The organism is Streptomyces sp. NPDC043908, assembly GCF_056435525.1.
The window spans coordinates 132,523-143,996 of sequence record NZ_JBWKEI010000005.1; the positions used below are offsets into that span (position 1 = coordinate 132,523).

The 11,474-nt window shown below is 74.8% G+C and carries 10 protein-coding genes; 7 read left to right on the forward strand and 3 right to left on the reverse strand.

The genetic code is table 11. The features are described from left to right. Positions 1-25 precede the first annotated feature (25 nt). Positions 26-691, forward strand: coding sequence for a hypothetical protein (locus AC069K_RS13440; RefSeq protein WP_358834907.1), 666 nt, complete (start codon positions 26-28; stop codon positions 689-691). 90 nt (positions 692-781) lie between these two features. Here the strand turns inward: AC069K_RS13440 and AC069K_RS13445 are convergent, their stop codons facing one another. Together AC069K_RS13445 and AC069K_RS13450 are read right to left on the reverse strand one after the other, a co-directional pair. Beyond that, positions 782-3,178 (reverse strand): helix-hairpin-helix domain-containing protein, encoded by a 2,397-nt coding sequence (locus tag AC069K_RS13445; protein WP_478615915.1) that lies wholly within the window; start codon positions 3,176-3,178, stop codon positions 782-784. A 293-nt stretch (positions 3,179-3,471) separates the two neighbouring features. Then, positions 3,472-4,455: an aldo/keto reductase gene (locus AC069K_RS13450; protein ID WP_365110383.1), complete on the reverse strand. Its 984-nt coding sequence runs from the start codon at positions 4,453-4,455 to the stop codon at positions 3,472-3,474. 137 nt (positions 4,456-4,592) lie between these two features. On the opposite strand from AC069K_RS13450, the gene AC069K_RS13455 reads away from it, so the two are divergent. Further along, complete coding sequence (locus AC069K_RS13455) at positions 4,593-5,648, forward strand: LLM class F420-dependent oxidoreductase (RefSeq protein WP_478615451.1); 1,056 nt, start codon at positions 4,593-4,595, stop codon at positions 5,646-5,648. 230 nt (positions 5,649-5,878) lie between these two features. After that, entirely contained in the window at positions 5,879-6,667 is a 789-nt protein-coding gene (locus tag AC069K_RS13460; RefSeq protein WP_365110388.1) for a ferritin-like domain-containing protein, read from the forward strand. Between the two features lie 25 nt (positions 6,668-6,692). Here the strand turns inward: AC069K_RS13460 and AC069K_RS13465 are convergent, their stop codons facing one another. Continuing rightward, positions 6,693-7,706: a magnesium and cobalt transport protein CorA gene (locus tag AC069K_RS13465; protein WP_365110391.1), complete on the reverse strand. Its 1,014-nt coding sequence runs from the start codon at positions 7,704-7,706 to the stop codon at positions 6,693-6,695. A gap of 59 nt (positions 7,707-7,765) precedes the next feature. Here AC069K_RS13465 and AC069K_RS13470 point away from each other — a divergent pair, with 59 nt between their 5' ends. From AC069K_RS13470 to mshC, 4 genes are all read left to right on the forward strand, one after another. Further along, positions 7,766-8,482 carry a histidine phosphatase family protein gene (locus tag AC069K_RS13470; RefSeq protein ID WP_365110393.1) on the forward strand — a complete coding sequence of 239 codons (717 nt, stop codon included), beginning with the start codon at positions 7,766-7,768 and terminating at the stop codon, positions 8,480-8,482. A 95-nt stretch (positions 8,483-8,577) separates the two neighbouring features. Beyond that, positions 8,578-9,168: a DUF3090 domain-containing protein gene (locus AC069K_RS13475; protein WP_358834913.1), complete on the forward strand. Its 591-nt coding sequence runs from the start codon at positions 8,578-8,580 to the stop codon at positions 9,166-9,168. Then, positions 9,132-9,971, forward strand: coding sequence for an SCO1664 family protein (locus AC069K_RS13480; protein WP_478615457.1), 840 nt, complete (start codon positions 9,132-9,134; stop codon positions 9,969-9,971). Before AC069K_RS13475 ends, AC069K_RS13480 begins: the two co-directional genes overlap by 37 nt. 131 nt (positions 9,972-10,102) lie before the next feature. Next, a complete protein-coding gene (gene mshC, locus AC069K_RS13485; RefSeq protein WP_358834915.1) occupies positions 10,103-11,332 on the forward strand; it encodes a cysteine--1-D-myo-inosityl 2-amino-2-deoxy-alpha-D-glucopyranoside ligase in 1,230 nt (409 codons plus the stop codon). Positions 11,333-11,474 lie beyond the last annotated feature (142 nt).

Sequence of the window (11,474 nt, forward strand, 5' to 3'; positions counted from 1 at the left end):
CCCCGGTACGGATAGCGTCTGCACTATGTCTGATGCTGCGCAGCCCTCCGCTGCCGAGGTACGTGCCGCCGCCGACGCGGTCAAAGCCGCGCTGGACCGCCACCTGGAGGCGGTGGAACGCCGCACCGGGGACGACGATCCGGCCGTGTACGACGCGTTCAACGCCCTGGCGGCCGCTGCCGAGGCGTACGACGAGCGGCTCTACGACCGGTACGACGAGGTCACCCCCTTCGAGATCCCGGGCGCCGACGACTCCCTGCCGCCCTACACGGGCCCCGAGGAGCCGAACGCGCTGAGCGTCCTGATCCGCCGCGACTACGCGGTGGTCGAGCCCCAGCGGCTGCTCGCCCAGGCCCAGCGGATCGCGGACCTGGACCCCGAGGCCGACGAGCCCGCCGAGGACGACCGGGCGGCAGCGGTGGTCGGCACGAGCGTGCACGCGGCGCTCGGGGTGCTCTTCGGGGAGTACGAACCGGACGAGATCGCCTCCCGGCACAAGGAGTTCGGCCTGGAGGAGGGCGACTCCACGCTGTGGGTGTCGGCGGCGGACGAGCTGCCGGAGCCGGGGGAGTGGCTGAGCACGCCGTTCGACCACGCCGACCCGCAGCGGGTGGTGTGCCGGTTCGACGTCAGCGCGGTCTTCGACGAGGACGAGCTGGAGGACGAGGACGACCTGCCCGCCGCGCCCTGACTCCTCGGGCGCCGCGCCTGCACGCCGACAGCCTCCGTGCCCCTTCCGGGCGCGGAGGCTGTCGTGTGCGGGCCGCGGACGGGCTCGGGGCTACTCCGCCCCGGGCGCGCGCAGCAGGGCCGTCAGAAGGGGCGTGAGCCGCGTCGTACGCGCCGGGGCGGGCACCTCCGCCACCGCGCGCGGCAGCGCCTGGTCCACGCCGTGCACCACGGACAGATGGCGCTCGGCCCGGCCGAACGCCGTGTAGACCCACGCCCGGCTCAGGCCCCCGGCCGCGTCCCCGGGCAGCACCGCCACCACCGCGGGCCAGCGCGTCCCGGCCGCCTGGTGGGCGGTCAGGGCCCAGCCGTGCCGCAGCGCCGACTCCACCCGCTCCTTCGGTACGACGAGCCGCTCGCCCCCGCAGTCGAGGTGCAGCCCGTCCGGGCCCGCCGAGCCGACGACGCCCACCGAGGTGCGCCCGGGCGCCTCCGCGTACGCCACGCGGTCGCCCGGGTCGAAGCCCCCGAACCGGCCGGGGCCCGGGTTGAGCCGCTCCTTCAGGGCCGCGTTGAGCGCCCGCGTACCCGCCGAGCCGCCGTGGCCCACGGTGATCACCTGGGTCTGCTCGGGGGGCACGCCGAGCGCGCGCGGCACCGAGTCCGCGACGAGCTGGACGCAGCGGTGCACCGCCTCGCCCGCGTCCCGCACGGGCACGATCACGACCTCCTTGCCCGGCGCCTCGACCTGGCCGAGCTCGCCGACGCCGATCCCGGAGACCAGCTCGCCGATCGGGCCGGGGTCGGGAGTGCGGGACGCCACGTGCGGCACCGCCCGGGCCGCCAGCACATCGGCGAACACCCGGCCCGCGCCCGCCGAGCCCAGCACCTCCGGGTCCCCGCCGAGCACCAGCCGGCAGCCGTCCGGCAGGGACTCGACGAGCATCGCCGCGCTCTCCACGTCCAGCTGCGGGGCGTCCTGCACGACCAGGACGTCCAGCGCGAGCGCCCCGTCCTCGTCCCGGCCGGGGCCCTCGGCGGAGAGCAGCCCGGCCACGGTGAACGCCCGTTCGGCGCCCACCGCCGCGGCGAGCCGTCGCCGTCCGTCCCGGGTGTGGACGGCGCCCGCCGCCCGCAGGCCGAGGCCGTGCGCGACGGTGACCACGGCGGCCGACTCGGCGCGGGCGGCCTCACCGCCGGAGTGGGTGACCAGGCCGGCGCCCGCCACCGCCCGGATCAACTCGGCGGCGGACGGGGACGGAGCGGCCGCGGCGGCCGCCTCCCAGGCGCCGTCGTCGTCCTTCACCGGGGTGTTGGCGAGCCGGGCCAGGCCGTCGGCGAGGCTCTCCTCCGCCAGCGCGTACCGGTCGAGGCCCAGCAGCACCTCGACGGGGGCCGTCTCCCGCGCCTCCTCCTCGCCCGAATCCTCCGGGGCGGTCTCCTCCGCGCCGCCCGGCTCACCGTCCAGCGAGGCCTCGCCGTCCTGGAAGACCAGCACCACGCCCTCACTGATCGCGTGCCGTACGGCCTCGTCGGGGTCGGGCAGCGAACGCTCGGCCAGCGCCGCCTTCACCGCCGCGACCGGCAGGGCGGTGTGGCCCTGGACGGAGGCGCGCTCCAGCGTCCAGGCGACCAGGGCGGCGGCCCGGCGCGGGTCGTCCGGGCCGCACTCGGCGCCCAGCAGCGCCCGGGCGAAGCCGTCGGCCTGCTCGGGGCGGACCCCGGGCACGGCCAGCAGCTGCCAGGGGTCGGCCCGCAGCGCGTCGGCCGCCTGCTCGCCCAGGGCCACCGTGACCTGCGGGGCGAGTGAGTCCGGCGCGCCTCCTTCGGCGAGCACCGCCCGGGCCGCGGCCACGGCCTCGGGCCCCGCCGCGCGCACGGGCTGCGGCGCCTGCGTCCGGGCGGGCGCGGGGGCGGCCGGGACGGGGGCGGGGCGGCGGGGGGCCGGGGCGGAGGCGAAGAAGGACGTGCCCGGCTTCTCGCCGCTCTCGACCGCGCGGACGGCCGCGAGCAGGTCGGCGGCCTGCCCGCTCAGCTTGGTCCCGGCCGGGACGGGCCCCTCCTTCTCGGCCTTGCGCGCCTCGATCCGCGCCCGCAGCTCGCGCTGCGCGGCCAACTCGGCCTGCGCCTCGGAAAGCGCGGCAGCCTCGCCCCCGCCGACGCCCCCGGCCCCGCCGGGGACACCTCCCTCGCCGGGGACGCCGCCCTCGCCGGGGGCACCGCCCTCGCCGGTGCTGCCGCCCCCGGCCGAGCTGTCCTCGCCTGAGCCGCCCTCGCTGGTGCTGCCGCCTCCGGCCGAGCCATCCTCGCCTGAGCCGCCCTCGCCGGTGCTGCCGCCCTCGCCGGTGCTGCCGCCCCCGGCCGAGCTGTCCTCGGCCGAGGCCGCCAAGGCCGAGCCGTCCGGGGCGGAGCCGCCCGAGGCCGAGCCGTCACCGGCAGCGGCAACGCCCGAGCCGCCTTCGGCCCCGGCCCCGGTGTCACCACCCTCGCCCGCACCCGCTTCGGACAGCGGTGCACCGCCCTCGGGCCGGGCGTCACCGCCCTCGGGCCGGGCGTCACCGCCCTCGGACCGGGCGTCACCGCCCTCGGGCCGGACACCACCACCCTCGGGCCCGGCGTCCCGGTGCTCCCCGGTGTGCTCGCCCGGCTCGTCCGGCTCCGGGGCGGCAGGAGGCGAGTCCTGCGTGACCTCCCCCACGCCTTCGGGCGTGTCGGCGGCCTCGGCCACAGGGGCCCCGCCGTTGTCGGCGCCGAGGGCGCCCTCGGCCGGGGTTCCGGGGGCCGTCCCCGGGGGAAGCGCGGTCACAAGGTGCTCCAGTCCTGGTCGGGATAGCGGTGCACGGGCGCCGACACATCGTCCAGCGCCCGGCAGATCTCGTCTGGAAGACTAAGCGCCTCCACTGACAAAGCCGCCGTGAGCTGCTGCGCGTTGCGCGCGCCCACGATCGGCGCGGTCACCCCGGGCCGGTCCCGCACCCAGGCGAGGGCGACCTGGAGCGGCGTCGCCGCGAGACCGTCCGCGGCTATCGCCACCGCGTCCACGATCCGGCCGGCCGCCTCGTCCAGATAGGGCGCGACGAAGGGGGCCAGCGCCTGCGAGGCCCCCCGGGAGTCCGCCGGGGTGCCGTTGCGGTACTTGCCCGTCAGCACCCCGCGCCCCAGCGGCGAGGACGGCAGCAGCCCGATCCCGAGGTCGAGCGCGGCCGGCAGCACCTCGCGCTCCACCCCGCGCTGGAGCAGCGAGTACTCCATCTGCGTACAGGCCAGCCGGGTCCGCACGCCCGGCGCGCCCAGCTGCCAGGTGGCGGCCTTGGCGAGCTGCCAGCCGCAGAAGTTGGACACGCCCGCGTACCGCACCCGGCCGCTGGAGACCGCGATGTCCAGGGCCTGGAGCGTCTCGTCGAGCGGGGTCGCGGGGTCGAAGGCGTGCACCTGCCAGATGTCGACGTAGTCCGTGCCGAGACGTTCCAGCGACTCGTCGAGCGCGGCGAGCAGATGGCCGCGCGAGCCGTCGAAGCGCCGGTCGGGGTCGGGCACGCTGCCCGCCTTGGTCGCGATGACCAGGTCGCGGCGCGGAACCAGCCGCTCCACCAGGCGCCCCAGCAGGTACTCGGCGTCCCCGCCCCCGTACACGTCCGCCGTGTCGACGAGGGTGCCGCCGGCCTCCCAGAACGCCTTCAGCAGACCGGCGGCGTCGTGCTCGTCGGTGTCCCGCCCCCAGGTGAGGGTGCCGAGCCCGATCCGGGATACGCGCAGGCCCGTACGGCCCAGGTGCCTTAGCTCCATGGGCGCTGAGATTACTGGCCACGGGCGTGGCCGGTGGGGGCCTGTGGACAACTCGGCTCCTGGAGCCCTGCCCCGGCGCCCGCCCGCGCGCTAGAGTCCCCCGAACAGGGACGTTACTGATCAGTAAGGGGACCGTCATGCGGCTCGGGATCAACCTCGGCTACTGGGGCGCCGGAATGGACGGCGACAATCTCGCCGTCGCCCAGGAGGCCGACCGGCTCGGCTACGACGTCTGCTGGGCCGCCGAGGCCTACGGCTCGGACGCGCCCACCGTCCTGGCCTGGGTCGCCGCCCGGACCGAGCGCATCGACGTCGGCTCCGCCATCCTCCAGATCCCGGCCCGCCAGCCCGCGATGACCGCGATGACCGCCGCCACCCTCGACTCGCTCTCGGGTGGCCGGTTCCGTCTGGGCCTCGGTGTCTCGGGCCCGCAGGTCTCCGAGGGCTGGTACGGCGTCAAGTTCGACAAGCCGCTCGCCCGCACCCGGGAGTACGTGGAGATCGTCCGCCGGGCGATGACCCGTGAGCGGCTCAGCTACGAGGGCGAGCACTGGACGCTTCCGCTGCCCGGCGGCCCCGGCAAGGCGCTCAAGCTCACCGTCCACCCCGAGCGCGAGCACATCCCGCTCTACATCGCCGCGATCGGCCCCAAGAACCTGGAGCAGACCGGCGAGATCGCCGACGGCGCGCTGCTGATCTTCCCCTCCGCCGAGCATCTGGAGGAGACCGCGATCCGCCACATCCGGGCGGGCCGCGAGAAGGCGGGCAGGACGCTGGAGGGCTTCGACGTCTGCCCCACGCTGCCGCTGGCGCTCGGCGCGGACGGCGACGTCGGCGCGCTGGCCGACACGTTCCGCCCGTACACCGCGCTCTACGTGGGCGGGATGGGCAGCCGCAAGCAGAACTTCTACAACCAGCTCGCGCAGCGCATGGGGTACGAGAAGGAGGCGGCGGAGATCCAGGAGAAGTACCTCTCCGGGGACAAGGCGGGCGCCGCCGCGGCCATCCCGCACCAGCTCATCGACTCCACCACCCTGCTCGGCTCGGTGGAGCGCATCGCCGACCGGATGCGGGCCTACGCCGCTGCCGGGGTCACCACCCTCACCCTCGCCCCGGCCGGCTTCACGCTCGACGAGCGCGTCGCGGCCCTGCGCGCGGGCGTGGAGGCGCTGGAGCACGCCGGTCTGGCGTAGCCGGGAGGGCGAGGGAAGTCCGCGGCCGTGGTGGGGGCTCGGGGGGTCTTCCCCGCCACGGCCGTCACCCTCAACAACGCGCCGTACGCCGGGTCGGTTACGGGCAGCGGCGCCCCGGCGCGTTCCTTCGTTCGGCCCAGTGGGGAAGCATCCCTGTTGCCCCGTTCTGTCCTGAGCCCTTGACTGGTTCTTTGCAGATGTCTGTGCGGCGGTCATGCGGAGGTACGGCGATGCTTTCGGCCAAGAGCCTGTTCCAGGAGATCCTCGACCACGACGAGTCGTTCCGGCTCTTCTGCTCGATCGCGGCCAGCGGCGAGAGCCAGGGCGGCTGGGAGAACGGCCGCATCTCCGCCCTGGTCCCGCCGGAGCTCGCCCACCTCGCCCCGAAAATCGCCCGGCACGGCGCCGACGAGGACAAGCACGGGCGGATCTTCCGGGCCCTGCTGAACAAGCGCGGCCTCACGCCGGTCCCGGTACCGGCCGGGACGGACTACACGATGCTCCTGGAGCGCCACGGCATCGGCCTCGCCCATGAGCGGCTGCGCGCCGAGCGGCCGCTCACCGAGCGGGACATCGTCACGTACCTGGCGCACAGCCGGGTCACCGAGCAGCGGGCCGCCGAGCAGATGGTCATGCTGGTGCGGTACTTCGGGGACCACCCCGAGATCGGCCGGGCGATCCGGATGATCAGCGACGACGAGGACAACCACCTCGCGTACTGCCACGAGGAGCTGCTGCGCCTCGCCCGCGCCGGGCACGGCCGCGCCATCCAGCGGGTGCTGCGCGAGTGCGCGCTCGCCGAGATCCGGATCTACCGGGACGTCAGCCTCGCCGTGCTCGGGCACATGGGCCGCGTCCTCGGCTGGCCGAGGGCCAAGTCCGCGGTGCTGGCGGCGGGCGTCCACGGGGTGTACGCCTGGGAACGGGCCGGCGGCTGGCGGCGGATGGTCTCGTTGACCATGCCCGAGCGCCGTGACGCGCTGGGCGGACCGGCGGTCCCGGCGCCCGAGTTCGCGTGACCGACGACGGGTGCCGGGGCGGGCCCTAGAGCCAGCCGCGGTGCTTGAACGTCCGGTACAACGCCACTTCCAGCAGCACCATCAGCACCAGAACCGCCGGATAGGCCCACACGTAGCCGAGTTCGGGCATGTGCTCGAAGTTCATGCCGTAGATCCCGGCGACCATCGTCGGCACCGCGGCCATCGCCGCCCACGCGGAGATCTTGCGCATGTCGTCGTTCTGCCGCACGCCCATCTGCGCGAGATGGGCGGAGAGGATGTCGGAGAGCAGCCGGTCCAGGCTGTCCACGCCCTCGTTGGCGCGGGTCAGGTGGTCGCTGACGTCGCGGAAGAACGGCCGTGCCTGGTCGTCCACGAACGGCACCCCGGCTCCGGCGAGCCGCTGCATGGGCTCCGCCAGCGGCCCCGTCGCCCGGCGGAACTCCAGGACCTGCCGCTTGAAGGTGTAGATCCGGGAGGCGACCGTGCCGCCGCTCTGCCCGCGGCCCCTGTTCTCGCGGCCGACCGGCGCGAAGACCTCCGCCTCCAGCTCCTCCAGGTCCGTCTGGAGCTCGGCGGCCACCTCCATGTAGTGGTCCACGATGGCGTCGCTCACCGCGTACAGCACACTGCTCGGGCCGTGCCGCAGCAGTTCGGGCTCGGCCTCCAGGCGCATGCGCACATCGTGCAGCGGCGAGCCCTCGCCGTGCCGGACGGTCACCACGAACGAGTCGCCGATGAACAGCATCAGTTCCCCGGTGCTCACGGTGTCGGTCTCCGCCTCGTACGTCACCGGCTTCAGGACCGCGAACAGCGAGTCGTCGTACACCTCCAGCTTGGGCCGCTGATGGGCCGTCAGCGCGTCCTCGACCGCCAGCGCGTGTAGCCCGAACTCATTGCTGACCAGCTCGAACTCGTCCGCGGTGGGCTCGTACATGCCCAGCCACACGAACCCGTCCCCGGCCGAGCGGGCCTTGTCCAGGGCGTCGGAGTAGTCCGGCGGGCCCTCGGTGCGGCGGCCGTCCCGGTAGATGGCGCAGTCGACGATCACGGCGCGCATTCTTCCGCGAAGCCGTACCGCCCGCACCCCCGCGCGCCGCTCGGCCTACGCTGGCGGACATGGCCACGCTGATCCTCGTACGTCACGGACGCTCCACCGCCAACACCTCGGGCGTGCTGGCCGGGCGCACGCCCGGTGTGCTCCTGGACGAGCGCGGAGCCGCCCAGGCCGCCGCGCTGCCCGCCCGGCTCGCCGGACTGCCGCTCGCCGCCGCCGTCTCCAGCCCGCTGGAGCGCTGCCGCGAGACCCTGCGCCCGCTCCTCGACGCGCGGCCCGGACTCGCGCTCCACACCGACGAGCGCGTCAGCGAGTGCGACTACGGCGACTGGTCGGGCCGCAAGCTCGCCGAGCTCGTGGAGGACCCGCTGATGGAGGTGGTGCAGCAGCACCCCTCGGCCGCGGCCTTCCCCGGCGGCGAGTCGATGGCCGCCATGCAGGGCCGGGCCGTCGAGGCGGTGCGCGAGTGGAACGCGCGCGTGGAGGCCGAGCACGGGCCGGACGCCGTGTTCCTCATGTGTTCGCACGGGGACATCATCAAGTCGGTCGTCGCCGACGCCCTCGGAATGCATCTGGACCTCTTTCAGCGGATCTCGGTGGAACCGTGTTCCCTGACCGTGATCCGCTACACCCGGCTGCGCCCGTTCCTGGTGCGGCTGGGGGACACCGGGGACCTCGCCTCGCTGGCGCCGAGGGAGCCGAGGGAGCGGCGCGAGGCGGCCCAGGAAGCGGCCGACGAGGGCCGGGCCGTAGTAGGGGGTGGCGCGGGAGCACCGTGATCGCCGGGCGCAGTAGGGTGGACGGGCCGAAAACACCGCGCTCCGCCCGCCGGGCCCGCGCTCATCGCTCACTTCCGACATAGGGAGACCAGGACGTGTCCCGTCAGGTGTTCTTCTACGACCCACCGGACCGCTTCGTGGCCGGTACGGTCGGGCTGCCCGGGCGCCGTACGTTCTTCCTCCAGGCGTCCGCGGGCAGCCGCACCACCAGCGTTGCCCTGGAGAAGACCCAGGTCGCCGCCCTCGCCGAGCGGATCGACGAGCTGCTCGACGAGGTCGTGCGGCGTACCGGCGGCAACGCGCCCGTACCGGCCGTCGCCCCCGCCGAGGTCACCGACACCGCGCCGCTGGACTCGCCGGTGGAGGAGGAGTTCCGCGTCGGCACGATGGCGCTCGCCTGGGACGGCGAGGAGCAGCGCATGGTCATCGAGGCGCAGGCCCTGGTCGAGCTCGACGCCGACTCCGACGAGGACCTCGCCGAGGCCGAGGAGCGGCTGCTCCAGGACGACGAGAACGGCCCGCCGATGCTACGGGTACGCCTCACCGGCGCCCAGGCCCGCGCGTTCGCCAAGCGCGCCCTGGACGTGGTCAACGCGGGCCGCCCGCCGTGCCCGCTGTGCAGCCTGCCGCTCGACCCGGAAGGACACGTATGCCCGCGCCAGAACGGATACCGACGGGGAGCCTGACGGCGGTGGAACTGCTCGCCAAGGGCGAGCTCACCGTGCGCGGCCGGATCCGCGAGGCCTCCAACGCGGTGCTCTACTGCTCCGTCTCCCACGAGGGCGCCGAGGCCCACTGCGTCTACAAACCGGTGGCCGGCGAGCGCCCGCTGTGGGACTTCCCCGACGGCACCCTCGCCCAGCGCGAGGTCGCCGCCTACGAGGTCTGCGCGGCGCTCGGCTGGGACCTGGTGCCGCCGACCGTGCTGCGCGACGGGCCGTACGGCGAGGGCATGGTCCAGCTGTGGATCGAACGGCCCGCCGGGAGCGACGGGGCTCTCGACCAGGACGGCCTGCTCGCGCTCGTCGAGGGTGAGGAGCCGGGCGAGGGCTGGAAGGCGATCGGGCTCGCGGACGTGGGGGAGGGCCGTACGGCGCTCCTGGTCCACGCCGACGACGAGCGGCTGCGACGGCTCGCCGTCCTGGACGCGGTGATCAACAACGGCGACCGCAAGGGCGGTCACCTGCTGCTCGCCGAGGGCGGCCGGCTCCACGGCATCGACCACGGGGTCACCTTCCACGTCGACGACAAGCTGCGCACGCTGCTGTGGGGCTGGGCGGGCGAGCCGCTGACCGCGGAGGCGATCGCGGCGCTGACCCGGCTGGCCGCCGCGCTGGCCCCCGGGGAACCGCTCGCCACCCGACTGGCGGAGCTGATCACCGCCGCCGAGCTCGACGCCCTGCGGGCCCGGGTGGCGGGTCTGCTGGCCGACGGGGTGCACCGCGGCCCGTCCGGCGAGTGGCCGCCGATCCCCTGGCCACCGGTGTAGTCCCGGCAGGAGTACGTAACGGGGCAAGCCGGATGCACGCACGGCGGGCCGGGCCCGCGCAAGACCCCTCATTCGGCCAAGAGCACCCATCCGGTTCGAATCTGGAGCGTGCGTCCGGTTACGCTCATGACATGTATGCCTGGCCCGCTTCTGAGGTCCCCGCCCTGCCCGGCAAGGGCCGCGACCTCCGGATCCACTCCACCGCGACCGGCGGACTCGTCACCCTCGACCCCGGTCCCGTCGCCCGTATCTACGTCTGCGGCATCACGCCGTACGACGCGACCCACATGGGTCACGCGGCGACCTACAACGCGTTCGACCTCGTGCAGCGCGTGTGGCTCGACACCAAGCGGCAGGTCCACTACGTCCAGAACGTCACCGACGTCGACGATCCGCTCCTGGAGCGGGCGATCCGCGACGGGCACGACTGGACCGCGCTCGCCGAGCGCGAGACCGCGCTCTTCCGCGAGGACATGACCGCCCTGCGGATGCTTCCCCCCCAGCACTACATCGGCGCCGTCGAGGCGATACCGGGCATCGTGCCGCTCGTCGAGCGGCTGCGGGACCTGGGCGCCGCCTACGAACTCGACGGCGACATCTACTTCTCGGTGGAGAGCGACGCCCACTTCGGCCAGGTCTCCCGTCTCGACGCCGAGGCCATGCGGCGGCTCTCCGCCGAGCGCGGCGGCGACCCCGAGCGCCCGGGCAAGAAGAACCCGCTCGACCCGATGCTGTGGATGGCCGCCCGCGAGGGCGAGCCGAGCTGGGACGGGGCGAGCCTGGGCCGCGGCCGGCCCGGCTGGCACATCGAGTGCGTCGCCATCGCCCTCGACCACCTGGGCATGGGCTTCGACGTGCAGGGCGGCGGCTCCGACCTCGCCTTCCCGCACCACGAGATGGGCGCCTCGCACGCCCAGGTGCTCACCGGCGAGTTCCCGATGGCGCAGACGTACGTCCACGCCGGCATGGTCGCCCTGAACGGCGAGAAGATGTCGAAGTCCCGGGGCAACCTGGTCTTCGTCTCCCAGCTGCGCCGCGACGGCGTCGACCCGGCGGCGATCCGCCTCTCGCTGCTCTCCCACCACTACCGGGCCGACTGGGAGTGGACCGACCAGGTCCTCCAGGACGCCGTGGAGCGGCTGGAGCGCTGGCGCGCGGCCGTCTCCCGCCCCGACGGGCCGTCCGCCGACGCGCTGGTCGAGGAGATCCGCGAGGCCCTCGCCGACGACCTGGACGCCCCGAAGGCGCTCCGGGCCGTGGACCGGTGGGCGGAGCTCCAGCGCACCGAGGGCGGTACGGACGACAGCGCGCCCGGCGTGGTCTCCCGCGCCGTCGACGCGCTGCTCGGCGTCGCGCTGTAACCCCTGCTGCCGACGAAGGCGGCGGGGGGGGGGGGGGGGCCCCCCCCCCCGGCGACCTCCTCGTTCCCGCAACCCCCCCAAAACCCCCCCCATGGCCCGGGGGTTCCCCGCCCCGCCATGCCACCCCCCCAAAACTCCACCC

What these genes read in the sequence shown, in the direction of transcription:
- AC069K_RS13440 (WP_358834907.1), top strand. Translation starts at nt 26, where the DNA reads ATGTCTGATGCTGCGCAGCCCTCCGCTGCCGAGGTACGTGCCGCCGCC.
- AC069K_RS13450 (WP_365110383.1), bottom strand. Translation starts at nt 4,455, where the DNA reads ATGGAGCTAAGGCACCTGGGCCGTACGGGCCTGCGCGTATCCCGGATC.
- AC069K_RS13455 (WP_478615451.1), top strand. Translation starts at nt 4,593, where the DNA reads ATGCGGCTCGGGATCAACCTCGGCTACTGGGGCGCCGGAATGGACGGC.
- AC069K_RS13460 (WP_365110388.1), top strand. Translation starts at nt 5,879, where the DNA reads ATGCTTTCGGCCAAGAGCCTGTTCCAGGAGATCCTCGACCACGACGAG.
- AC069K_RS13465 (WP_365110391.1), bottom strand. Translation starts at nt 7,706, where the DNA reads ATGCGCGCCGTGATCGTCGACTGCGCCATCTACCGGGACGGCCGCCGC.
- AC069K_RS13470 (WP_365110393.1), top strand. Translation starts at nt 7,766, where the DNA reads ATGGCCACGCTGATCCTCGTACGTCACGGACGCTCCACCGCCAACACC.
- AC069K_RS13480 (WP_478615457.1), top strand. Translation starts at nt 9,132, where the DNA reads ATGCCCGCGCCAGAACGGATACCGACGGGGAGCCTGACGGCGGTGGAA.
- mshC (WP_358834915.1), top strand. Translation starts at nt 10,103, where the DNA reads ATGTATGCCTGGCCCGCTTCTGAGGTCCCCGCCCTGCCCGGCAAGGGC.